21 protein-coding genes and 1 other RNA gene are annotated in these 24,051 nt (G+C 65.2%); 14 read left to right on the top strand and 8 right to left on the bottom strand.

Annotation, left to right across the window (positions count from 1 at the left end; all coding sequences use genetic code 11):
* The first annotated feature begins 39 nt into the window (after positions 1-39).
* Entirely contained in the window at positions 40-531 is a 492-nt protein-coding gene (locus tag LGT36_RS04030) for a hypothetical protein (protein ID WP_226097403.1), read from the top strand.
* On the opposite strand, the gene LGT36_RS04025 is transcribed toward LGT36_RS04030, so the two are convergent.
* Positions 485-1,072, bottom strand: coding sequence for a hypothetical protein (locus tag LGT36_RS04025; RefSeq protein WP_226097402.1), 588 nt, complete (start codon positions 1,070-1,072; stop codon positions 485-487). The two genes, LGT36_RS04030 and LGT36_RS04025, sit on opposite strands and share 47 nt — an antisense overlap.
* A complete protein-coding gene (locus tag LGT36_RS04020; protein WP_226097401.1) occupies positions 1,041-1,238 on the bottom strand; it encodes a hypothetical protein in 198 nt (65 codons plus the stop codon). The genes LGT36_RS04025 and LGT36_RS04020 overlap by 32 nt, the downstream gene beginning before the upstream one ends.
* A 32-nt stretch (positions 1,239-1,270) precedes the next feature.
* Between LGT36_RS04020 and map the strand changes: the two genes are divergently transcribed.
* The 12 genes from map (at position 1,271) to LGT36_RS03960 (ending at position 16,911) form a co-directional block, all read left to right on the top strand.
* Complete coding sequence (map, locus tag LGT36_RS04015; RefSeq protein WP_226097400.1) at positions 1,271-2,152, top strand: type I methionyl aminopeptidase; 882 nt, start codon at positions 1,271-1,273, stop codon at positions 2,150-2,152.
* Positions 2,149-3,012: a polyphosphate--glucose phosphotransferase gene (ppgK, locus tag LGT36_RS04010; RefSeq protein ID WP_226097399.1), complete on the top strand. Its 864-nt coding sequence runs from the start codon at positions 2,149-2,151 to the stop codon at positions 3,010-3,012. The genes map and ppgK overlap by 4 nt, the downstream gene beginning before the upstream one ends.
* The gene (locus tag LGT36_RS04005; protein ID WP_226097398.1) at positions 3,009-4,289 is read left to right on the top strand and encodes a sensor histidine kinase; all 1,281 of its coding nucleotides are present in this window, start codon (positions 3,009-3,011) and stop codon (positions 4,287-4,289) included. The genes ppgK and LGT36_RS04005 overlap by 4 nt, the downstream gene beginning before the upstream one ends.
* On the top strand, positions 4,286-4,951 hold the full coding sequence (locus LGT36_RS04000; protein WP_226097397.1) for a response regulator transcription factor: 666 nt from the start codon (positions 4,286-4,288) through the stop codon (positions 4,949-4,951). The genes LGT36_RS04005 and LGT36_RS04000 overlap by 4 nt, the downstream gene beginning before the upstream one ends.
* A gap of 68 nt (positions 4,952-5,019) precedes the next feature.
* Positions 5,020-6,714, top strand: a complete 1,695-nt coding sequence (treS, locus tag LGT36_RS03995; protein ID WP_226097396.1) for a maltose alpha-D-glucosyltransferase — start codon at positions 5,020-5,022, stop codon at positions 6,712-6,714.
* A complete protein-coding gene (locus LGT36_RS03990) occupies positions 6,711-8,027 on the top strand; it encodes a phosphotransferase (RefSeq protein ID WP_226097395.1) in 1,317 nt (438 codons plus the stop codon). Before treS ends, LGT36_RS03990 begins: the two co-directional genes overlap by 4 nt.
* A gap of 146 nt (positions 8,028-8,173) precedes the next feature.
* Complete coding sequence (locus LGT36_RS03985; RefSeq protein ID WP_226097394.1) at positions 8,174-8,929, top strand: ABC transporter ATP-binding protein; 756 nt, start codon at positions 8,174-8,176, stop codon at positions 8,927-8,929.
* Positions 8,930-8,934: 5 nt separating this feature from the next.
* A complete protein-coding gene (locus LGT36_RS03980) occupies positions 8,935-10,827 on the top strand; it encodes an ABC transporter permease (RefSeq protein ID WP_226097417.1) in 1,893 nt (630 codons plus the stop codon).
* Positions 10,828-10,957: 130 nt separating this feature from the next.
* A complete protein-coding gene (locus LGT36_RS03975; RefSeq protein ID WP_226097393.1) occupies positions 10,958-12,763 on the top strand; it encodes a long-chain fatty acid--CoA ligase in 1,806 nt (601 codons plus the stop codon).
* 46 nt (positions 12,764-12,809) lie between these two features.
* The gene (locus LGT36_RS03970) at positions 12,810-13,394 is read left to right on the top strand and encodes a GNAT family N-acetyltransferase (protein WP_226097392.1); all 585 of its coding nucleotides are present in this window, start codon (positions 12,810-12,812) and stop codon (positions 13,392-13,394) included.
* 128 nt (positions 13,395-13,522) lie between these two features.
* Entirely contained in the window at positions 13,523-15,997 is a 2,475-nt protein-coding gene (locus LGT36_RS03965; RefSeq protein WP_226097391.1) for a glycogen/starch/alpha-glucan phosphorylase, read from the top strand.
* 44 nt (positions 15,998-16,041) lie between these two features.
* On the top strand, positions 16,042-16,911 hold the full coding sequence (locus LGT36_RS03960) for an oxygenase MpaB family protein (RefSeq protein ID WP_226097390.1): 870 nt from the start codon (positions 16,042-16,044) through the stop codon (positions 16,909-16,911).
* A gap of 31 nt (positions 16,912-16,942) precedes the next feature.
* Here the strand turns inward: LGT36_RS03960 and LGT36_RS03955 are convergent, their stop codons facing one another.
* Entirely contained in the window at positions 16,943-17,938 is a 996-nt protein-coding gene (locus LGT36_RS03955; protein WP_226097389.1) for an LCP family protein, read from the bottom strand.
* A gap of 343 nt (positions 17,939-18,281) precedes the next feature.
* On the opposite strand from LGT36_RS03955, the gene LGT36_RS03950 reads away from it, so the two are divergent.
* Positions 18,282-19,160, top strand: coding sequence for a formate/nitrite transporter family protein (locus LGT36_RS03950; protein ID WP_226097388.1), 879 nt, complete (start codon positions 18,282-18,284; stop codon positions 19,158-19,160).
* 16 nt (positions 19,161-19,176) lie between these two features.
* Here LGT36_RS03950 and pntB read toward each other — a convergent pair whose 3' ends face one another.
* The 5 genes from pntB to rnpB form a co-directional block, all read right to left on the bottom strand.
* Positions 19,177-20,622, bottom strand: coding sequence for a Re/Si-specific NAD(P)(+) transhydrogenase subunit beta (gene pntB / locus LGT36_RS03945; RefSeq protein ID WP_226097387.1), 1,446 nt, complete (start codon positions 20,620-20,622; stop codon positions 19,177-19,179).
* 5 nt (positions 20,623-20,627) lie between these two features.
* Complete coding sequence (locus tag LGT36_RS03940; RefSeq protein ID WP_226097416.1) at positions 20,628-22,196, bottom strand: Re/Si-specific NAD(P)(+) transhydrogenase subunit alpha; 1,569 nt, start codon at positions 22,194-22,196, stop codon at positions 20,628-20,630.
* A gap of 175 nt (positions 22,197-22,371) precedes the next feature.
* Positions 22,372-22,755: a PilZ domain-containing protein gene (locus tag LGT36_RS03935; protein ID WP_226097386.1), complete on the bottom strand. Its 384-nt coding sequence runs from the start codon at positions 22,753-22,755 to the stop codon at positions 22,372-22,374.
* 89 nt (positions 22,756-22,844) lie between these two features.
* Positions 22,845-23,603, bottom strand: coding sequence for an SDR family NAD(P)-dependent oxidoreductase (locus LGT36_RS03930; protein WP_226097385.1), 759 nt, complete (start codon positions 23,601-23,603; stop codon positions 22,845-22,847).
* A 54-nt stretch (positions 23,604-23,657) separates the two neighbouring features.
* Positions 23,658-24,027: RNase P RNA component class A (rnpB, locus tag LGT36_RS03925), an RNA gene on the bottom strand.
* Positions 24,028-24,051 lie beyond the last annotated feature (24 nt).

Genomic DNA, 24,051 nt, shown 5'->3' with positions numbered 1-24,051 from the left:
CCACAAGGCTGTGCCCGTCTTCTTGTGGTGGGGGAACTCATGGAGAGCGAGACAAAGCGCCGTGTCGCCACGGGATGCTTTACCTCCCTAGCGGTGGTCGGACAGTCAGTGGCTGGCCTGCTCTACGCCCTGTCGTATTCTCCCGACCCGATCGGTAACGACGCGGGATACATGGGAAGGTCCGCTGGCCTGCCCGACTCCGGTCTCGTCCACGCAGTGATCATCGCGACCGGCATCGTCGGCATACTAGCGACTGTCCTCGCGGCAAAGATGGGACCACAGGGGCGGCGCTGGCCGCATATCACGGGAATCGTCGCTTCCGTCGTCGGGTTCGTCGCGGCCGCCATGATGTCGCACGATGTCAATGCGAGCGGTGGCGGGCTCGCCATGCTGGCTTTGGGCTTTTCCGTGAACCTTCTGATAGGCGTCGCAGTTGCCTCCGGCGTGGGCTTTGTGGCGACATGGCCTCGCAGTGGTGCCGGGCTCACACCTCCCGACGCATTGTCCCCGTCGACAAGTCCGCCGCCTTGACGACGGAGCACGACCGGCCGAGTTTGCGTCCGTCCCACCGTCGGCCGGCATGCACGTAGAACCCCACCCACACGCTCGACGCGGCGACAACACACGCCATCGCGCCACGCACCGGGAGGTACTCGCCGCCGATGGTGATCACAAGGGCCGCTATCGCCATCACTGAGTTCACCACGGCCACGCCTCGCGCGGCGAAGCGCACGCCCGAAGATCCGAAGTTCACGACTGTATGGACGTCTCCGCGGCGGGCGCGAAACCAGCCCAGAATCATGCGGCCGCACCAGTACGCCTGCAACAGGACTGTCGCGACAAACGCAGCGGACAGCGCATAGCTCGCGAGGAAGACGTACGGAGACCCGAACACGGTCATCGCGAGGGCGAGCATGCCCCCAGGAATCAGCCACGCGGCGGCGTCAACACCACCGACGACCAGGAAGAGGAAAGCCGTGGCGCCAAGCCAGAAGCGCCTCGGACTCACCAAGGATTCGAAGTCCTGCGGTATCTGCCCACTAGCCGTCATCCCGCCAGGCAGCATCGGCATCGTCCCAAGCTTCTGATCGCTTCTCCGCCGTCTCGAGGGCCCGCGATGCCTTCTCAAAGGAGTCGTAAGGCCCCAGGAGGTGCTCCCAAGGGCTGAGCCGGCCCTTCTCGACCATGCGAGTCTGGGTATTGAAGTAGTACTCGGTGTTCTCGCTCGCCTCGTGCATGTTCCGCCTCCTGCGCCCCTAGACTGCAAAGTATGGCCCCCGTACGCGAGAGCATGATCAAGGGCTCAGTCTCCCCGATGCGCCCCGTCCCCGCCAGCATTCCCCGGCCCGAATATGTGGGCAAGAAGAAGGCAGCACCCTGGGAGGGCGGCGACGTTCATTCAGATGAACTCGTCGAGCGGATCCGCATCAGCGCAAAGATCGCCGCTCAGGCCCTCGCGGAAGTGGGCCGCCACGTGACCCCTGGCGTGACAACCGACGAGCTCGACAGGGTGGGGCATGAGTTTCTGATGGACCACCAGGCCTACCCGTCGACGCTCGGCTACCCCGGAGCCGCAGGCCGGCCGCCGTTTCCCAAGGCGCTGTGCGCCTCCGTCAACGAGGTCGTGTGTCACGGCATCCCTGACGACGCCGTGATCCAGGACGGCGACATCGTCAAGATTGATGTCACCGCCTTCAAGAACGGCGTGCATGGCGACAACTGCGGCTCCTTCATCGCGGGCGAGGGCAGCGATCAGGCGCGCCACCTTCTTGAGACGGCGCGCGAGGCGACCATGCGCGGCATCAAGGCGGCGCAGCCAGGACGCCAGGTCAACGTGATCGGCAGGGTCATCGAGAAGTACGCAGCGCGATTCGGCTACGAGTCGGTGCGCAACTACACGGGCCACGGCGTGGGCCCGGCGTTCCACAGCGGTCTCGTCATCCCGCACTACGACTCCGCGCCCTACCACGATGACCTGATCGAGCCCGGCATGGTGTTCACTGTTGAACCGATGTTGGTGGCCGGCTCTGAGGCGAACCTTGAGTGGGATGACGGCTGGACGGTCGTCACCAAGGACGGTTCGTGGGTTGCCCAGTTTGAGCACACGATCTACATCACCCCTGACGGGCCGGAGGTGTTGACCATCCCATGAGCAAACACATCGCACTCGGCGTCGACATTGGCGGCAGTGGCATCAAGGCCGCGCCTGTCAATCTCAAAAAGGGCTCCTTCGCCGATGAGCGCTACCGAGTATCGACCCCTCAGCCTGCGACGCCAGACGCCGTTGGCAGCGCCGTCGCCAAGGTGGTCTCCAAGTTTTCGCCGTCCAAGAAGACGCCCATCGGCATCACGTTCCCAGGGGTCGTCCAGCAGGGAGTGGTGAAGTTTGCCCCTAACATGGACCAGTCCTGGATCGGCGTCAACATTGACGACGTGATGCGCGACTACATCGGCCGCTACGTGCACACCCTGAATGACGCCGACGCCGCAGGCTATGGCGAGTACTTGTACGGTGCCGCGCACGGCCGCGACGGTGTGGTGTTCCTGTGCACGCTCGGCACCGGCATCGGTAGCGCCGTCATCGTCGACGGCGAGGTGATGCCCAACACGGAGCTTGGCCACCTCATCATCGACGGCAAGGACGCCGAGGAGTACGCGGCCGAGTCGGCGCGCGAGCGCCACGACCTGGATTGGGGCCAGTGGGCCGGCCACCTGCAGAAGTACTTCTCGGAGGTCGAGCGTCTCATCTGGCCGGACCTCATCATCGTGGGGGGCGGCGTGTCGAAGTACCACGAGGACTTCCTGCCGAAGCTCGCGCTGCGCTCTCCCATCGTTCCCGCAGAACTCTTGAATGGCGCCGGAATCGTCGGGGCCGCTGCGGCCGCTGCGCACTTCCGCGAACGCCAAGAGGCCAAGGCGAAGGTGGAGGCCAAGAAGGCGAAATCAGCCTCCAAGCGCGAAGGCAAGAAGGACCCGAGCGAGGGCAAGGGTTCCGCAGCAGAGGATTCATGAGCGCGAGCGGTGGAGGCGGTGTGAGCCGCGTCCCACGCCGCGCCGACGTCGTGCTGGCAGGCCTTGTCGCGGCCTCTTGCCTTGCAATGCTCCTGCTCTTACCGCTCGTAGCGCAGACGGAGCCCGATATCGCCGTCTCCACACCGGGCCCTTCGGACTGGCCATGGTGGCTTGCGCTCGGCGGAGTGCTCGCGCAAAGCGCATGCCTCGCCTGGAGTTCCGCTCCCCCACAGCATCGCCTCATCGCCGTGTCGGCGCTTGCGGCGGCGATCGCGATCGTGCCCCTCGGTGGGGCCGCTGGCATCGTCCTCCTCGCCGTAGCGCCGGCTGCCTATGTCGCAGCGCGTCGGCGGGCGGCAACTGACTCCTGGACGCCCTGGATCCTTGCCACCGCCTTGGCCGCCTTGGCTGGGACGCTGTCATCGCTGCGTAGCGGCGATCAGAGCCAACTCGTTGAGACGGGCGCGGCCGTCCTCCAGGCCGCCGTGATCGTGTGGCTGCCAACACTCGCAGGATCCACTCTCGGAGTGCGCGCGGCGGCGCGGGACGCGCGCGAGCGTGAGCTCATCGCTCGCGCCCATGAGCACGAGGCGAGGGTCGAGGCGGCGCTCTCTGCAGAACGCACTGCCATCGCGCGCGAGCTCCACGACATCGCCGCCCATCACCTGTCAGGCATCGCGCTCATGGCCTCAGCCATCTCTCAGCAGATCGACACTGACCCTGGCGCTGCGAAGTCCTCGCTCGCCGACGTGCGCGCGCAAACGCGAACCTTGCTCGACGAGTTGCGCGGGCTCGTGGCGCTCCTGAGACACGACGACTGTGCCGCGGTCGAGGTCGAGTCACTCGCGGGGCTTGAGACCCTCATCCCGGCCGCGGCCGCGCGCGGGCTCGATGTCACGCTGTCCGTTCCAGCGGGTACGTCGCTACGTGCTCTCGCCCAAGGAATCGGTCCATTGGGGCAGTTCGCGGCGTATCGCACCGTCCAGGAGGCCCTCGCCAATGCGGCCCGTCACGCCCCTCATGCACGTTGCGCCGTCACGCTGAGCGACCTCGGCACCGCCATTGAGATTGTGGTCACGAATGCGCACGACGCCGCTGCGCTGCCATCAGGCGATGGACAGGGCGGCTTTGGCTTGCGGGGCATGGAGGAGAGGGCGGCGCTCACTCGAGCGAGGCTCAACTACGGACCCACGGACGACGGCGGCTGGCGTGTCGCTTTGCGCGTGCCGAGGGAGTCGGTGCCCGAGGCAACGGCGGACTCGGGGGACGCCCCGTGATCAGGGTGCTCATCGCCGACGACCAGGCGCTCGTACGCGCGGGGCTCGCCGCGCTCCTGTCCGCTGAGCCAGACATCGAGGTCGTGGCTACCGCCTCCGACGGAGACGAGGCCGTCGCCTTGGCCCTGCAGCTCGCGCCCGATGTCGCGTGCGTCGACGTGCGCATGCCTGGCAGAGACGGCATCAGCGTGACCCGTGAACTGTGCCGCACGGATGGTCCACTCCACATACCCGTGCTCATCCTGACGACCTTCGCGATTGACGACTACGTATTCGGCGCGCTCGAGGCCGGTGCGTCGGGGTTCATGCTCAAGGACTCCGAACCGGATGAGATCGTTGCCGCCGTGCGAGCGGTTGCGGCGGGAGACGGCACTCTTGACGGCTCACTGACCAAATCGGTCATCAGCGAGTTTGCCAGGCGCCGCAGCATGCAACCCATCACCGTGGCCGAGGGCTCGGACCTGCTGTCTCCACGCGAACTCGACATCTTGCTACTGCTCGCTCAAGGGATGTCGAACGAGGAGATCGCGCGCGCACTCGTGCTTGAGGTGTCCACGGTGAAGTCTCACGTGTCTCGAATGCTGCCCAAGATCGGGGTGAGCTCGCGTCTGCAAGCGGTCGTGTGGGCCTATCGCAACCGCATCGTCACTGTGGAGAACTGAGCGCTGTTCGCGACTACCAAAGCGGCGTTCAGTTCGCCCTTGCCCGCTCCAGTGCATACGGTAGAAGCATGAATCACGTCGAGAACGCCCTCGATCGCACTGATGTCGACTGGTTCAAGTCGGCGGTGTTCTACGAGGTCTTGATCAGGTCCTTCCGCGACTCGTCTGGCGACGGCGTCGGCGATTTGCGCGGCCTCACTGAGAAGCTCGACTACCTCGAATGGCTGGGCGTCGACTGCCTGTGGCTGCCGCCATTCTTTCCCTCACCACTCAAGGATGGCGGCTACGACGTCGCCGACTACACGGCCGTAGCGCCAGACATCGGGACTATCGAAGACTTTCAGGAGTTGCTCGACGCGGCCCACTCCCGTGGCATTCGCATCGTCATCGACGTGGTCATGAACCACACCTCCGATCAGCACCCGTGGTTCCAAGAGTCTCGCAAGGACCCTGACGGCCCCTACGGCGACTTCTACGTCTGGCACGACACGGACGAGGCGTATCAGGACGCGCGCATCATCTTCGTGGACACGGAGAGCTCGAACTGGACGTGGGACCCAGTGCGCCAGCAGTACTTCTGGCACCGCTTCTACAGCCACCAACCCGACCTCAATTTCGAGAACCCAGCGGTGCACGAGGCCATGCTCGAGGCGCTGAGGTTCTGGCTCGACAAGGGAGTCGATGGTTTCCGGCTTGATGCGGTGCCCTACTTGTATGAAGAAGAAGGCACCAACGGCGAGAACCTCGCTCGCACGCACCAATTTCTCAAGAAGGTCCGCAAGTACGTGGACGACAACTACCCGGGACGCGTCCTTCTTGCCGAGGCAAACCAATGGCCAGCCGACGTGGTCGACTACTTTGGCGACCCCGCCGTCGGCGGCGACGAATGCCACATGTGCTTCCACTTCCCCGTGATGCCGCGCATCTTTATGGGCGTTCGTCGCGAGTCCCGCTACCCCATCTCGGAGATTCTCGACCAGACTCCAGAAATCCCTGAACACTGCCAGTGGGGCATCTTCTTGCGCAACCACGACGAGCTGACGCTCGAGATGGTCACCGACGAGGATCGCGACTACATGTGGCAGGAGTACGCCACTGACCCGCGCATGAAGGCCAACATCGGCATCCGCAGGCGCCTCGCTCCCCTGCTCGACAACGACACCAACCGCATGGAGCTTTTCACCGCCCTGCTCCTCAGCCTCCCGGGATCGCCGGTGCTCTACTACGGCGACGAGATCGGTATGGGCGACAACATCTGGTTGGGCGACAGGGACGGCGTGCGCACGCCCATGCAATGGACTCCCGATCGGAATGCCGGCTTCTCGACGGCCACCCCGGGCCGGCTGTCGTTGCCGCTCGTGATGGATCCCGTGTTTGGCTTCCAGGCGATCAACGTCGAGGCGCAACAGGCGAACACTTCCTCGCTCTTACAGTGGACTCGGCGCATGATCCACGTGCGGCGTCAGCACTCGGCGTTCGGGCGCGGCAGCTTCTTCGACCTCGGCGGATCGAACCCGACAGTATTCTCCTACCTGCGCCAAGACGGGGACGACGTGATGCTGTGCGTTAACAACCTCTCCCGCTTCCCGCAACCGGTCGAGCTCGACCTCCATCAGTTCAGCGGTTCACGCCCGGTGGAAATGCTTGGCGGTGTCGAGTTTCCCGCCATCGGAGAACTGCCCTACCTGCTCACGCTGGCGGGGCATGGGTTCTACTGGTTCCGGATCACCCGGCCTGCTTTGACGGAAGGAACGCTCCCATGAGTCAGTGGATAGACCGTCAGGAACTGAGTTCCTACATGGCACGGCAACGGTGGTTCGGCCAAGGCAAGGATGAGGTCGCCATCACCGAGGTGAAGGAACTGGCGTGGCTAAGCGACCCGGCGCAAGGCCTCGGGGTGCGCTTCGAGATTGTGCGTGCGGGGGCGCTGTTCAACGTGCCGCTGTCGTATCGACAGCACCCCCGCGAGGACCTGTCCTATGGCTTCATCGGGGCAGGCTCGCTCGACGGCGAGGTGTTCTACGTCTACGACGCTCTTCACGATCCTGAGGCGCGCAGCATCCTTCTCGCCGGCTTCGCCGAAGACGCCGCTCACCCTTCGGAGGTCGAGTATTCGCGGCTGGGCGACTTTGCCATCGAGCAGGACGCCGACAGTGTGCTGATGTCCGCGGAGCAAAGCAACACCTCGGTGATCGTCGGCGATGCCTTGGTGAAGTTCTTCCGCAAGCTCTCCCCTGGTCGCAACCCTGACATTGAGGTCCAAGCGGCATTGACACGCTTGGGTTCGGAAGAGATCTCCCCCCTCTTGGGCTGGATTACCAGCGGCGATATCGACCTGGCCATGGTTGGCGTCTACGAGCGGACGGCCACCGACGGCTGGGAATCGGCGAGGGCAAGCGTGCGGGCGCTGCAGGATGACGCCGTGCGAGCAAGGGAGGCAGGAGGCGACTTTGCCGGGGAGTCAGAACGACTCGGCACCACACTCGCCGTGGTGCATGAACAGATGCGCCAGACGCTTCCCACTGGGTCGTGGGGCTCCGCGGAGGTTGGAGCGTTCGTTCACCGCCTCACGGAGCGTCTCGACGCTGCGGTGCAGATGCAACCCAGCGTCGCGGCGTACGCCGATCGCGTGCGCAAGGCGTATGCGGCGGTCGACTCCTCGGTGCAGGTGCCGGTGCAGCGAGTCCACGGCGACTTCCACTTGGGACAGACTCTTCGCACCACCTCCGGGTGGATGATTATCGACTTTGAGGGCGAGCCGGCGCAGCCGCTTGAGGACCGGGTGCGACTCGACTCTGTCGCGCGAGACATCGCGGGACTACTGCGCTCCCTCGACTACGCCGCACACTCCGTCGCGATCGTGTCTGGCATCGAGGACACCGAGTACATCGACGACTGGGTGCGGCGCAATCGCATCGCCTTCTTGCGCGGGTACGGGCACGAAGCCTCCGATGCGGCTCTCGCACTGCTCCACGCCTACGAGATCGATAAGGCGCTCTACGAGGTGGTCTACGAGTCGAACTATCGTCCCGATTGGTTGCCGATACCGCTCGGCGCGCTGGAACGGCTGCTCTAGCAACGCCCACGTTGCGCTCAGGCACCTTCCATCTAAAGGTGGAACCTGTCGGGTGCCTCCCTTTGGCTCTAGAGCCGAGCCCCGCTGAATTTCTACCTTGGCACTAGCCGGCATCACCCACGCCGGACAGAACCAAGGAGAGATTCATGAGCAGTCCATCCACCATCCAGGCCCCTGCGCGTACGGCAGTCAGCCTCACCAACGTGCACAAAACCTACGGCTCTGACAGCCGCCCTGTTCACGCACTGAAGTCGGTCAGTCTCGCCGTCGCGCCCGGCTCCTTCACCGCGGTGATGGGACCTTCAGGCTCGGGTAAGTCAACGCTGCTGAATTGCGCGGCAGGCCTCGACACTCCCACGTCTGGTCGCATCGTGATCGGCGATACCGACATCAGTAACCTGTCGGCAGACCACCTCACCGTCTTTCGGCGCCGACGCGTCGGCTTCATCTTCCAGGCATACAACCTGTTGCCTCACCTGAGCGTTGGCGAAAACCTGCGTTTGCCCTGGTGGCTCGACAACAAGCAGCAGGACTCCGGTCGCGAGGCCGAACTCCTCGACGCCGTCGGCCTCGCTGGGATGTCGGAACGCCTACCGTCCGAACTGTCTGGCGGTCAGGCTCAGCGCGTCGCCATCGCTCGCGCGCTCGCCAACCGCCCTGACGTGATCTTCGCCGACGAGCCGACGGGAGCTCTCGATTCGCACACCGGCGCCACGATCCTTGAGGTGCTGCGCACGGCAGTCGCCACGTTCCACCAGACCCTCGTCCTGGTGACACACGACCCTCAGGTCGCGGCGGTCGCCGACGAGGTGGTCTTTCTTGCCGATGGGGCGGTCGTTGACCGCGCCGAGGGCGCAACGGCTGCACAGATCTCCCAGCGCGTGCTGGAACTGGGGCGGTGAGCGACATGCGACAGATCTCTTTGCGCGCCCTCAGGGCGCACTGGCCAAGCGCCGTTGGCGTGTTCCTGACCATGCTTCTCGCGGCGTCACTCGTGTCTGGATCAGGCACTCTGTTGGAGTCGGGGCTGCGTGAGAGCGACCCCTTCTCGACTACCGCGGTGCTGTTGCCAGCGCTCATGAGTTCCTTTGGCGGCGTCGCGGTGATGATCGCCGTCTTCGTGGTCTCTTCTTCCTTCGCGGCGGCACTGCGGGACCGCCGGCGCGAGTTCGCCTTGCTTCGAGCCGTGGGCGCGACGTCGCGGCAAGTGCGCGCCCTCGTCACGACAGAAGTGATGATGATCTCGCTCCCCGCCGTGCTCCTCGGGGGCATCGGAGGCTTCTTCGGTGCGCGCGCTCTCGTGCCACTGTTGCGCTCAAGCGGCATCGTCAACGAGGGATTCGCTCCCGTGATCTCGCCGTGGCCCCTGCTCGGTGCCGCAGCATTGCTGTTGCCAGCCGCATGGATCGCCGGGAGGCTCGCGGCGCGGGAGATGGCGCGCATGTCCCCCACGGCGGCGGTCAACACCACCGCGGCCGACTCGCGGGTCCTTGGTCAGGGCAGAATCATCGCGGCGTGGATCTGCGCTGCGGCGGGCGTCGCCGCCACCGCCTCGCCCCTGTTCGTCCCAGGGACCATGGGAGGAGCCACCGGCGCCGCCTCGTCGCTCCTGCTCATCACCGCCGTGGCGCTCGCTGGTCCCGCACTGGTGCTGCGCGGCAGCACGTGGCTCGCACGTCGCAAGGCGCTGCAGGGCCGCGCCGCGCCTGTGCTCGCTACGGTCAATGCGCGCGGCTACTCGCGGCGACTCACCGCGGCTGTGGTCCCGCTCGCGCTCGTCATGTCACTCGGCATCATCCAGACGGGGACCAACCGCATCATCGCCGACGCTGGTGCCCACCAGCTCCGCGAAGCGCTGCAGGGCGAGTTGGTCTGGCAAGGCGAGAGGCAGGCCGCGAGCGAGACGGCGACCAGCATCGGCGATGTGCCAGGCGTGACTGCTGCAACACTCACGGACGTCGCGCTCGTCCAAGCTAAGTTCGAGGCTTCCGATGAGGACGCGCCTTTGCTTGAAGGCTTGGCGTGGGAGGCGACGTCGCTTCGTCTCATCGAGAGCGTCACTGGCGAGAAGCTCATTGACGCGGGGGTGGCCAAGGGCGACCTTGCGGCGCTCGCCGAGCCCGACACGATCGCCGTGAGTTCCGATGCCTTGGTTGGCACTGGCAAGGGCGTGGGAGACCCGATCGAGCTGCGTTTCCCCGATGGGTCGGCAACCGCGCCGACGATTGTCGCTGTCTACGACAACGGGCTCGCCTTGGGTCCTCTCATCGTGGGATCAGCTGGCTTCCCCGCGCAGGCAGACGACACAGGGTCGGCCACCGTCATCGTCGATGTGAGTGACGGAGGGCGCGACGCCGTCGTCAAGGAAGCGAGCGACCGAGGGATCACGCTCACGCCCACCGGAGACTACGTCGACTCCTACGTCGATTCCGCCGGTGGCGGGGACCGGCTGTCAGACACCTTGCTCATGGTGCTGCTCGCCTTCGTCTGCATCGCCGCCGCGAATGCGCTCGTCATCGCGACGCGGTCGCGGAAGGGCGAGTTGGTGCTTCTTGGTCGGCTAGGAGCCACTGGCAGACAACTGAGGGCAATGCTCGGCATTGAGTCGACCCTCGTGGCCCTCGGCGCAATCACCATCGGCACCGCGACGGCTCTCCCAGGGCTCGCCGCGGCCTCCCTAGCTCTGCTACCCCGATTGAGCGTCGGCGTCGATCCCGCACTGTTCGGCGGCTTGGCCGCCGCGGTCACCCTGATCGCGTTCGCGGGCATGGCAGGAGCTCGCCTCCGAGAGAAGGTATGAATCGAGCCACGACGCTCCTTTGGCGAACATCGGTGCGCCCGCCGCAAACCCCCACCCGGGTCGCGGCGGGCGCACCGTGCCAGGGACCACGGTCCCAGCGTCGCGTACGGCGCTCACTAAAATGCCAATGGTGGAGACGTCAACGAAGACAGAGTTTGGTATCCCTGCGCTGGTGACCGTGGGAGACAACGTCTCCACGACCGCGCTGCTCAGCGAACGAGCCAAGGAACATCCCGACAGGCTGTACTGCGAGTACAAGTCGCGCTCTGGCGAATGGATCCCGGTCACACTGGCCGAATTCGCCGCGCGCGTCACCGCGGTGGCGAAGGGACTCGTGGCGTCTGGCGTGGGGCCGGGCGACGGCGTCGGCCTCATGGCGTCAACACGATTCGAGTGGGCGCTCTTCGACTTCGCGATCATGGCCGCTGGGGCGGTGACCGTACCGATCTATCCGAGTTCGTCGGCAACGCAAGTGGCGTGGATCGCTGAGGACGCGGCACTGGCCCTCCTCGTCGTAGAAAGCCCCAAGGCAGCGAAGATCGCGCCCGAGTCTCTCACCGTCCTCGCTATCGACGGCGACTCGCCGGCGGTCGACGCGCTGGTCGTCGCCGGCGAGGGCATCTCCGACGCCGAGCTCGCGTCCCGCACATCACACGTCTCCCCTGACGAGGTCGCATCGATCGTCTACACCTCGGGCACCACGGGAAACCCCAAGGGAGTCGAGCTCACTCACCGCAATCTCGTGGAACACGCGCTCAACGCCGCCGCCTACCCCGAGCTACAGAAGCTCACGTCTCCAGGCAAACGCATCTTGCTGTTCCTGCCGTTGGCTCACGTGCTGGCGCGCCACCTGGAAATCCTGACCCTCGCGTCGGGGATGACGCTGGGCTTCGCGCCCTCCCCCGCTACCCTTCCCGCCGACCTCAAGTCGTTCAAGCCGCACTGGATGCTCGCCGTTCCTCGGGTGCTCGAGGCCTTCTACAACACGGCCGACGCGCGCACCGGCGGCGGGGCGAAGCAGCGCCTCTTCCGGTGGGCGGCTGAGATCTCCCGACGAGCGTCTGCTGCCCGTCAGAGTGGGCGGCTGGGCCCCTTCCTTTCCGTGCAGTGGCGCGTCGCCGACGCGCTCGTACTGCACAAGGTGCGGGACGCCATGGGTGGCGATATGCAGTTCGTCGTGTCGGGAGGTGCCCGCCTGTCGCCAGACCTTGCCCACTTCTACTCAGGCCTTGGCGTGACAGTGCTGGAGGGCTACGGGCTCACCGAATCGTCGGCGCCCGCGACGTGCAATCCGCAAGACGCCCCCCGCGTCGGCACGGTGGGTCCCCCGCTACCCGGCTGCACGGTACGTATCGCCGGCGACGGCGAGGTGCTCATCAAGGGACCCAACGTGTTTGCGGGCTACCACCACCGCGAGGACCTCACTGCCGAGGTACTGGCAGACGGGTGGTTCGCCACGGGGGACCTCGGCAGCCTCGACGCCGACGGCTACTTGCGAATTACCGGCCGCAAGAAGGAGATCATCGTCACCGACGCTGGCAAGAACGTGCAGCCAGCAGTGCTTGAGGATGCCATCCGGCCTGACCCGATCGTCCAAGAGGTGATTGTGGTGGGCGATGGGCAGCCGTTCATCGGGGCGCTGATCGCGCTGGACAGTCAGATGTTGGCGGCATGGCTCAAGGCCAAGGGTTTGCCCGCCATGACGATTGCTGAAGCCGCAGAGAGTCCAGACGTGAAGGCACACCTCAAGGGCCTCGTCGCTGCGGCGAATGCCCACGTCTCGAAGGCCGAGGCGATCCGCAAGTGGCGAGTGCTGCCTCGCGAGTTGACGGAGGCTGAAGGCGAGTTCTCGGCATCGATGAAGGTGCGTCGCAAGGTGGTCATTGAACACTTCGCCGACGTCGTCGAGCAGATCTACGCAACGCCCCGTCGGTAGCGGCCGCCCGCGGACTCTTGGGGTGCGATGCGCCTAGAGTTCTGCCATGGATTTCTCCGTCACCTCTGTCCTTGAGAACCCGCTGGTGCGCCTCGAGCCGCTCGCGCTGCACCACCACGACGACTTGTGCGCGGCCGTGAGCGTGGGCGACCTCTGGACTACCTGGTACGCGAGCGTGCCGTCGCCGGACCAGATGAAACAGGAGATCGAAAGGCGACTGACGCTGCAGAAGAACGGCGAGATGGCGCCGTGGGCGATAGTTGCCCGCTCCACGGGACGCCCGGTGGGCATGACCACGTTCATGAACCTGGATCCCACGCATCGCCGCCTCGAGATCGGCAGCACGTGGCTCGGCAAGGAAGCCCAACGAACGGGGGTCAACCCAGCGGCCAAGTTGCTCCTGCTGAGCAGGGCCTTTGACGACCTCGGTTGCATCGCGGTCGAGCTGCGCACCCACTGGCACAACCACGCGTCACGTGCCGCTATTGCGCGCCTCGGCGCGAAGCAGGATGGAGTCCTGCGCAACCACATGGTCTGGAAGGACGGAACGGTGCGCGACACCGTCGTCTTCTCGATCCTTGACTGCGAATGGGCCACCGTGCGGAGGGGACTTGAGTCACGGCTTAGCTAGTACTCCGCGACCGAATGCAAGCGCTTGCGTTACCGTGCCGGTGCATCACCCCAGGTACTTGGACCAACCGCGAAAACATCCCCAGAAATGGGGTTTCGTGTCGCCCGAGAGCCGCTAAGTTTTGTGGTGTGAACGCCAATAATCCCCCCGTCTCCGGCCGCATCTACACCGTGGAGAGTTTCACCCACGAGTTTCTTCGTGAGCTCAACTTCGGCCAAGGCGTCGACCTCGATCGCGCTTCGGTCAACGACAAGTACTTGGCTCTCTCGCGAACGGTTCGCCACTACCTGACCACGCAGTGGCTCGAGACCCTGCGGAACCAGTACCGCGATCAAGCCAAGGTGGTCGCGTACCTGTCCGCCGAGTTCCTCCTGGGACCGCAACTTGAGAACAGCATGTTGGCGGCCGACCTCGAGGAGATTGCGTCGCAGGCGCTCGCAAACCTGGGCGTCAGCCTCGACGAATTGCGAAGCGCAGAGATCGAGCCCGGTCTCGGCAATGGCGGGCTGGGGCGACTCGCGGCGTGCTTCATCGACTCACTCGCGACCCTTGACGTTCCCTCGATTGGCTACGGCATTCGCTACGAGTACGGCATCTTCCGCCAGACCTTTGAAGACGGCAAGCAAGTAGAACGGGCCGACCACTGGCTGCGGTTGGGGTCGCCGTGGGAGATCCCTCACCCGGAAAACTCCGTCGAGGTGGGCTTTGGCGGTAGCACGGGCCCGGCCGACGGCGGTCCCGACGGCGCGCGGACGTGGACGCCTGATTGGCGCGTCACTGCGGTGCCGTACAACTACATGGTGCCTGGCTATCGCAACGGCCGCGTCAACACGCTGCGCCTGTGGTCCGCTCGCGCTACCAGGGAGTTCGATCTCCAGACCTTCAACTCGGGCGACTACGTCGAGGCGGTGCGCGCCCGCACGTTTGCCGAGAACATCTCCAAGGTGCTGTACCCGGAAGACTCCACGCCTCAAGGTAAGGAACTGCGCCTCCAGCAGCAGTACTTCTTTGTCGCCGCCTCCATTCGCGACTTCCTGGAAAACGTCCTCCCGGAAGACTTCGACCTGAAGCGTTTGCCGGACCGCATCACCTGGCAGCTCAACGACACTCACCCCGTTATTGCGGTGCCAGAGATGATGCGCATGCTGATCGATGAGCGCGGCTGGGAATGGGCCGACGCCTGGGCCGTCTGCCAGAAGATCTTCGCCTACACGTGCCACACCCTCTTGCCCGAGGCGCTCGAAGTGTGGCCAGTGGATCTCTTGGGCAAGCTACTGCCCCGCCACTTGGAGATCATCTACCGCATCAACGAGGAGTTCCTGGAAGAGGTCGAAGATCGCTACCCAGACGACATCCTGCGCATGCGCCGCATGTCGATCATCGCTGAACAGCCAGTGCGCGCCATACGCATGGCCCACTTGGCCACCGTCGCGGGGTTCAAGGTCAACGGCGTCGCCGAGCTCCACTCTGAACTCCTGGCGGAAAAGGTGCTCCACGACTTCGCTCAACTGTGGCCGGAGAAGTTCACGAACGTGACCAACGGGGTGACCCCTCGCCGCTTTGTGCGACTGTCGAACCCGCGCCTGTCTTCGCTCATCACCGAGGCGATCGGCGACGGCTGGATCACCGACCTTGAGCGGCTGCGTGAGTTGGAGCCGCTCGCTGACGATGCGGAGTTCAGGCTCCGCTTCCGCGAGGTGAAGGCCGCCAACAAGCAGCACTTCGCCGACGTGCTCGCCGCAAGGGATGGCATTGAGATTGCGGGAGACGCCATGGTGGACGCGATGGTGAAGCGCCTGCACGAATACAAGCGTCAGAGCCTCAAGCTCCTTCACATCGTGTCGCTTTACGAGGGCATTCGCTCCGGTCGCGTTCCGCTCGACAGCGTCACCCCGCGCACCTTCGTGTTCGGCGCGAAGGCAGCACCTGGTTACGTGCGCGCCAAAGAGACGATCGAGCTCATCAATGCGGTGGGTCGCACCATCAACGCCGACGCCTCGCTCAAGGGCCGTCTCAAGGTAGCCTTCCCTGCCAATTACAACGTGACTCTTGCCGAGAAGCTGATTCCTGCCTCTGATCTCTCTGAGCAGATCTCCTTGGCTGGCAAGGAGGCCTCGGGTACGGGCAACATGAAGTTCGCCCTCAACGGCGCGCTCACCGTGGGAACCGATGACGGCGCCAACGTCGAGATTCGCAAGCTCGTCGGCGATGACAACTTCTTCTTGTTCGGCATGGACGAGCCTGCAGCGGCGGCGTTGCAGGCGAGCGGGTACGACCCTGGCACCTACTACGAGTCCGACCCAGAGCTCAAGGCCGCACTCGACCTCATCGCGTCGGGGCTGTTCACGAACGGTGACAAGGGCGGCGCCGTCGCGTCGATCTTCGCCTCGCTCACCGAGCGCGACCGGTTCATGGCCCTAGCCGACTTCCGTTCGTACATGGACGCCCAGTCGCGTGTGGAGGCCGCATACCTCGACCACGAGGCGTGGAGCCGCTCGGCCGTCCTGAACGTCGCCCGCACCGGTTACTTCAGTTCCGACCGATCGATCCAGGACTACCTGGATCGCATTTGGGGCGCACGGCCCATTCGCCAGACGTCCTAGAGCATGTGGCAGGCCCCGCCAAGCGGCGGGGTGATACTGGGACAATGAGTTCAAACCCCCTCACGAGAACCCGCGCGCGAGTGGGCGAGGCCTTGTTCGCCAGGGTGGCCGGCAAGGACGGCCATGCCGCGCGGGAACGCGTCCACGGCACTCCGGGGCCTCGGTGGTTTCCGCAGGGCAGCGCCATTCGGCGCGTCCACGGCGACGCTTCCATGTGGGTGGGCGGCTTGAGGGCCTTGCTGTTGCAGGCCCTCCACCCGCTCGCCATGGCCGGCGTTGCCGGACACTCGGGCTACAGAGGCGATCCGTGGGGCCGCCTCGAGCGGACCTCGACCTTCATCGCGATGACGACGTTCGGCGCTGCCGACGACGCGGAGGCGATGATCGAGCGCGTGCGGACCATTCACGACAGGGTACGTGGCAAGGCGCCAGACGGCAGGCCGTATCACGCGAGCGACCCTCACTTGCTGAGGTGGGTCCACGTGGCCGAGGCCGACTCATTCCTGTCGGCTCACCAACGCTACGGTGCAAAGCCCTTGACCCCAGAGCGCGCCGACGAGTACCTGGCGCAGGCGGCGCGGGTCGCCAGCGCCCTTGGCGCCACCGACGTGCCCACGACCGTCGCTGGTCTCGCCGATTGCCTCGAGTCGTATCGGCCGGAACTCAAGGCCACGCCCGCGGCGCTCGACACGACCCGCTTTCTGCTCCACGAGCCGCCGTTGCCAGCCGCGGCAAAGGTGCCCTACTCGCTCATGGCGGCGGGCGCCGTTGCTCTGCTCCCGGCCTGGGCGCGAACTGAACTGCAGGTGGGCGGTGGCGCCAACAGCGTCGTCGGCCCTGTGGGGGGCGCCCTCGCGACACGCGCAATTCGCTGGGGCCTGAGCGCCTCTCTGCCCGATTACCCCACCTTGTGACGTTGCCTCGGGTCCTCGCGCGAGGAACTCGCTAGATCCCGCCCACCTGGGTGCCGGGCGGATAGCCGCCTACCTCGATGGTGCGCCAGAACTCCTCGATCGTGTTGGGGTCGAGCAACACCGTCGAGCCAGCACCTTCCACCCGATGGTCGAGACTCGCGATCGGCGGCGTGCCCGTCACGGCGTCAGGGCTTCTGGCCGCGTTGACCACCCTCGCCATCCTGACCAAATCGAGCGCACCCGTGCCGTCGTTGACCCTGAAGGAGTCGAGGCCCGTCGACGCCACGGGAAGTAGCTTGGTGGGGTTGAGCACCACGGACGGGGTGAGGACGCTCTCTGCCACCGCCGAGACGACCTGTTGCTGACGGGCGGTGCGCCCGATATCGCCGAGCGGGTCTTCGTACCGCATCCGGGAGAAGGCGAGCGCCGTCGCACCGTCCGCCTGGTGACAGCCTGCCTCCCACACCAAGGTGCTGTACGGATCGTTGACGCTGCGGTCGTAACACAGCTCGACTCCCCCCACAGCGTCGACAATGCCGGTGACGCCAAGGAAACCGACCTCGATGTAACGATCGATCGTGAGGCCCGAGAGTTGCTCAACGGTCTGCACGAGCAGTTGCGGCCCTCCGTACGCGAAGGCTGCGTTGACCTTGCTCGCCCCGTAACCGGGGATTTCGACGTAGGTGTCGCGCGGGATACTGATCATCGCCGTCGGCCCGCTCTCGGGTTGATGGACGAGCATTATCGTGTCGGTGCGAGCGCCCACCGTGCCGTCTTCTCCCCAACCCTCGCGCGAGTCGGAGCCCACGATCAAGTAGGTCTGGCCAGGGGTCCCCGGCGCGCCGCTGAGGGCGTCCACATGGGAAATCTTGCCCTCGACCCACCACCACAGAGAGCCGAGCGCAATCACGAAGACCGCTACGAGGCTCAGCAGCGCCGTGCGGATGCGGTGGCGCTTGCGCGGCGCTGGGCGGCGAGCCTGCTGGCCGGCGCCCGACCCGTCTGCGCCGCCGGGCGCCCGACGCACGACGGGAACGCCATCGGCTGGGGAACGGCGGGGCTGAGCCCCAGCGCCGCCCTGCGCTGGGCGTCGTGCGCCTCCGCTTCGCTGAGGTGCAGCGCTACCGCGATCGCGCAAGGGCTCCCTGCGCGGCGGAACAGCAGGCGGTGTGGGGCGCCCCTTAGGGGGAATGGACGGCGGCATCGGCCTGCGCGGTCCCGTTGGTCTGCCGTCGCCATCGTGTCGGCCCCCGCCGCCCGGTGTGTTCACCTGGCGAGGGTAACCCCGCGATCCGCGCTTCTGCGCGCTCAGCACGCCGAAGAGGACCAAATCGGAGCCCCTGGTACTTCGACGTGAGTACCGTTGTCCCATGACCGATCAGAGCGCGCTGTTCCCTGGCAAACACTTCATCTCCACCGTGATCGACGCGCTCGACACGAAGTCGGCCATGAGCGGTGGCCTGGCGCGCGTGTACCTGATGAGAGCCGGAATGGCTGGCGTCATCATCGGCGTCATGTACCTCACGTACTACGCGGTCTTGAGCGCGTTCTACCAGGCAGGCGGCGAGGACTGGTCGGGCATCGGCCGCATGGTGGGCGGTCTCGTCTTCGGAGTTGCCCTCGTGTTCATCTACTACAGCCGCTCAGAGTTGCTCACGTCCAACATGATGATCGTGTCGATCGGCGGCTACTACCGACGCGTCACCGCCTGGCGGTCACTGCGAATTCTCGTCTTGTGTTACGGGGGCAACTTTGTGGGCGGCCTCGCCGTCGCGATCCTGGTGTTGGGGTCGACGCTGGGCGACGGCGCCGTCGGCACCCAGATCGACGCTGGAGTCGAGCACAAGTTGGAGTTCGTGGCTGGCGGCCTCGCGGGCTGGTCCGACCTCTTTGTGCGCGCCATCCTGTGTAACTTCATGATCAATCTGGCCATCTTGCTGGTCTACAACGGCCTCATCAAGGACGACGTCACCAAGTCATTCGTGATGATCGTGAGCGTGTTTGTGTTCGCGTTTGTCGGCTTCGAGCACTCCGTAGCCAACACAGTGTTGTTCAGCATCGTCGGCCTCCAAGGAGGGCTCAACGTCGGCGCGGCCCTCGCCCAAGTCGGCATCGTCTTGCTGGGAAACTTCGTCGGCGGCGGCGTCTTGATTGGCCTGTACTACGCGTACGCGAACGACGATCGGAAGTACTTGCGCCGACTCACTGGTCGTGAAGGCAGCGTGGGCACTCCGCCCGAGCAACCGTGAAAACGAGAGGCGTCGATCAGACCTTCTGAGCGACGGGCAGGGCCGCGACGATGGCCTCCACCTGAGTCTTCGCGTCGCCGAACAGCATGTCCGCGTTGTCCTTGAAGAACAGCGGGTTCTGCACGCCTGCGTAGCCGGTCGCCATGGACCTCTTGAAGACGATGACGTGGCGGGCCTTCCACACCTCGAGCACTGGCATTCCCGCGATGGGCGACGACGGGTCGTCGTTGGCAGCGGGGTTGACGGTGTCGTTGGCGCCAATCACGAGCACGACGTCGGTGTCAGAGAAGTCGTCGTTGATCTCGTCCATTTCGAGGACGATGTCGTAGGGCACCCTCGCCTCTGCGAGCAGCACGTTCATGTGGCCAGGCAGGCGTCCCGCAACGGGGTGCACGCCGAAGCGTACTGTCACACCGGCTGCGCGCAGGCGCGACGTGAGCTCCGCTACCGGGTATTGAGCCTTCGCTACGGCCATGCCGTAGCCGGGAGTGATGATGACCGACCTGGCCGTAGCGAGCGCTTCGGCCGCGCCCTCGACGGAGATCTCGGTGTACTCCCCCTCTGGGCCGCCATCGTCCTTGGCCGGCGCACCACCGTCAGAACCGAATCCGCCAAGAATCACCGAGATGAACGAGCGGTTCATGGCGCGGCACATGATGTAGCTGAGGATTGCGCCGGAGGAGCCGACGAGCGCGCCGGTGATGAGCAGCAGGTTGTTACCAAGCAAGAAGCCTGCCGCTGCCGCCGCCCAGCCGGAGTAGCTGTTGAGCATGGAGACCACCACGGGCATGTCGCCGCCGCCGATAGCGGCCACCATGTGCCATCCGAGGGCGAAGCCGATCACGGTCATCGCCACGACCAGCACCACGCCGAGCGTCTGGTTTCCCTCGCCGAGGGACACCAGCCAGATCATCAGGGCAAGGAACAGCGCGAATGCGCCGACGTTCAGCAGGTTGCGTTGCGGAAGCACGAGGGGGGCAGAGCTCATCTTCGCGGAGAGCTTCAGGTACGCGACGACGGATCCCGTGAAGGTGTACGCGCCGATCAGGACACCGAGCGCCACCTCGACGAGGTGGACGGAGCCGCCGCCATGGTCGGCGATGTAGGAGTTGATGCCGACGAGCACCGCGGCGAGGCCAACGAAGGAGTGGAAGGCAGCGATCAGTTCTGGCATTTGCGTCATCTCGACGCGGCGGGCGATAGGCGTGCCCACGGCGGCGCCGATGGCCAAGACCGCGGCGATCAGGAGGGCCGTCAACCACACGGGCTGCCTGTCCTCAGGGAATTCCGCCGACAAGTAGATCGAGTAGCCCACCGTGGCGAGGAGCGCGAGCGCCATGCCGATGATGCCGATGAGGTTGCCGCCTCGCGCCGTGCTCTGCTTTGACAGCCCGGCGAGCGACAGGATGAACATGATGCCTGCCACGATGTACAGGCCCTGAATCAGTCCGATGATGGTCATGGCTGTCAGGCCTCCTTTCGGAACATGCCGAGCATTCGGTAGGACACGAGGAAGCCGCCGAAGATGTTGATGGAGGCGATTGCCGCCGCCACAAACGACATGACGAGTACCGCGATGTTGGTGGACCCGAGTTGCAAGAGAGCGCCCACCAGGATGATCCCCGAGATCGCGTTTGTCTGCGCCATCAAGGGCGTGTGGAGGGAGTGCGAGACGCCAGAGATGACGTAGAAGCCCACCACCACGGCGAGCGCGAAGATCGTGAAGTAAGACACGAACGACAACGGCGAGAACGACACGGCGAGCACCACGAGTGCAGCCGCAATTCCGGAAGTGACCATGCGCCTTGTGGCCTTCTTCGCGGCAGCCTCGGCGAGGACCTTGGCTTGCTCTTCTGGGCTCATGGACGTCGCTGGCGGCACCGACGGCGCTTCCTCGGCAGCCGCTGCGGCCGACACATTCACCGGCGGCGGCGGCCACATGACCTCGCCTGCGTGCGCGACGGTCATGCCGCGCACCACTTCGTCGTCAAAGTTGAGGACGGCCGTTCCGTCCTTGCCTGGGGTCATCAGTTTCATGACGTTGACGATGTTGGTTCCGAACAATTGCGAGGTGTGTTGCGGCATCCTGCTGGTCAGATCCGTGTACCCCACGATCGTCACGCCGTTGTCGGTGACGATGCGCTCGCCGGGGACGGTCAGCTCGCAGTTGCCGCCACCAATGGCAGCGAGGTCGATGATGACGGATCCAGGCTTCATGGCGGCGACCATCTCGGCTGAGATGGTGCGCACGGCCTTGCCACGCACGAGCGCGGTGGTGATCACGACGTCGGCCTTGGCGCTTTCCTCCGCGTACATGGCCGCGGTGAGCGCCTCTTGCTCCTTCGAGAGCTCCTTCGCGTAGCCGTCGGAAGACACCTCTTGCTGGGCCGCCTCCGCCTGTACGAAGGTCGCGCCCATCGACTCGATCTGCTCCCCCACCTCCGGTCGAACGTCGAAGGCACGTACTTGAGCCCCAAGGCTGGCTGCGGTACCGATCGCCGCAAGGCCCGCCACGCCCGCGCCAATGACGAACACGTGGGCCGGGGGCGTCTTGCCCGCCGCCGTCACCTGTCCCGTGAACATGCCACCGAAGTTCTCAGCCGCCTCGATGACGGCGCGATAACCCGCGACGTTTGACATCGTCGACAGCACGTCCATCGATTGGGCCCGCGAAATGCGCGGAACAGCGTCGAGCGCCATTCCTGTGATGCCGCGCTCGGCGAGGTCGGCGATGTAGTCGGGGCTGGACGGCGCGCTCATCATCGAGATCAGGATCGACCCCTTGCGCATCTTGGCGAGCTGCGTCTTGCCCGGCGCGTTCACAGCCGTCACGATGTCTGCGCGCCACGCCGCCTTCGCGTCACCGACCGTGGCTCCAGCGTCGGCGTAATCCTCGTCGGTAAACGTCGCTTGCTGGCCTGCGCCACTTTGGACGATGACCTCGTAGCCAAGGGCCACTAGCTGACCGACCGTCTTGGGGCTCGCCGCCACGAGCCGCTCGCCCTTCTTGGTCTCAGCGGGGATCCCCAGGGTCATCGGGGCGGCGGCGTCTTCGGCCCCGGTGCGCTTCGCGCTCACTTCGGACATGGTGCTGGCCTCTTCGCATCGACGGACTCGTACCCAGCGATACCCTACCGGGCATTTGTGGGGTGAAACCCCGGACGAAACTCCTACGAAAGTCCTGGGTACTAGGGACTAGAGTGACGCCGCGCTACTCGCAAGGAAGCCGCGGCGCGGTGCCATTGCGCAGACGAAAGTGCCTGTCGATCTCTTCGTCAACCGTCGCAGGGTCGGAGGAGTTGTAGAGGATCAGATTGCGCAAGTGGCCGTAACTTTCGAGGTCGAGCAACTCGAGGAACTGGACAGCGAAGCCGTCGTCCTCAGAGCGAACCACCAGGCCCTTGGCGCGGATCTTGATCGTCTCGGCAAGGTGAACGGTCACTGTGCCTTCTGCCCGCTCAGCGAAGGGATCGGACGTCGGCAACCACAAACCAGCGAATCCGATGTCGCGCGTCTCGCCCGCGACTGTCTTGCCGCCGCACTCCACCTCCACAGGGAAGTGCGACTGCACTCGCTCGAACTCCCGTTTGTTCATGATGCGACCTTAACGGACCTTCCGCCGAGGATCACTCGCCCCACTCTCAAAAGCCCACATGCATGGGGATGGACCTTGACCGCCGTCCCTCACACGGCCGTCCACCCTCCGTCGACCATGAGCGTCGACCCGTTGGCCATCTCCCCTGCGTCACTCGCGAGGTACTGCACGGCTGCCGCGATGTCGTCAATCGTGGCGAAGCGTCCGCGAGGGATCTTCGATAGCACGGCGTCACGAAAGCTGGGGGTGTCGAGGCGCTCCGCAGTGCCTGCCGTGTACGTAAACGTAGGCGCCACCCCTGTCACGACGACGCCCGCGCCGCCCCACTCGATGGCGAGCGTCCTTGTCACTTGATTCAGGCCGCCCTTAGAGGCGCAATACACAACCTCATCCTGGTTCGCCACGACGGAAATCTGGGAACTCATGTTGATGATGCGGCCGTAGCCGCGGGGAAGCATGTGGCGCGCTGCGGCCTGCGCGCAGAAGAACGCCGCTCTGAGGTTGAGGTCCATCATCGTGTCCCAGTCCTCAACGGTGACGTCGATCGCCGCGATGGGCCGCCCCATACCCGCGTTGTTCACCAAGACGTCGATACTCCCGAGATCCGCCGCGATTCGGTCGAAGAGTGGTCCAATATTGGCCACGTCGCGCAGATCGGCAGCGTACGCCTGCGCCGTACGCCCCGTCTGAGCCAACTCGTGCCTGAGCCGCTCCGTCGTCTCCTCATGGCCGCCGACCGCCCCAACCACCGCGCCGCGGTCCACGAAGTAGTCGACCAAGCCCCTACCGATTCCGCTCGTAGCGCCGGTAATCACCATGGTCTTGCCGCTGATATCGAAGTCGCTCATGCCACTACTGTGCCCCGTCGCCAAGGAGGACGTGAATTGTGGTGAGCGATCAGGCGGATGAGTTGGCCGATACGCCGGGTTCTGTCGTTGCCTCCAAGGAGGTAACGGGCGGCCATCCATCTACGACGTACGTTGCCGCACGCCTCTAGCAACCTACCCGGATGCTCGGGCGAGCAGCCCTCAAACGCATCCTGTCTGGTCTTGCTCCGGGTGGGGTTTACCCTGACCGACGCTGTCACCAGCGCCGCGGTGAGCTCTTACCTCACCTTTTCACCCTTACCGCCGGCCGAGGCCGGAGGCGGTTGTTTTCTGTGGCACTTTCCCGCGGGTCGCCCCGGGTGGTCATTAGCCATCACCCTGCTCTACGGAGCCCGGACGTTCCTCGGTGCGGGTTTCCCCACAACGCGACCGCCTGGCCAACTCATCCGCGGCTCAAGCATAGGGTGTA

Origin of the sequence: Demequina sp. TMPB413, assembly GCF_020447105.2 — a bacterium.
Lineage (GTDB): Bacteria > Actinomycetota > Actinomycetes > Actinomycetales > Demequinaceae > Demequina.
Note: the sequence above shows the minus strand (reverse complement) of the source record. Positions and strands in the feature narration are given on the sequence as shown.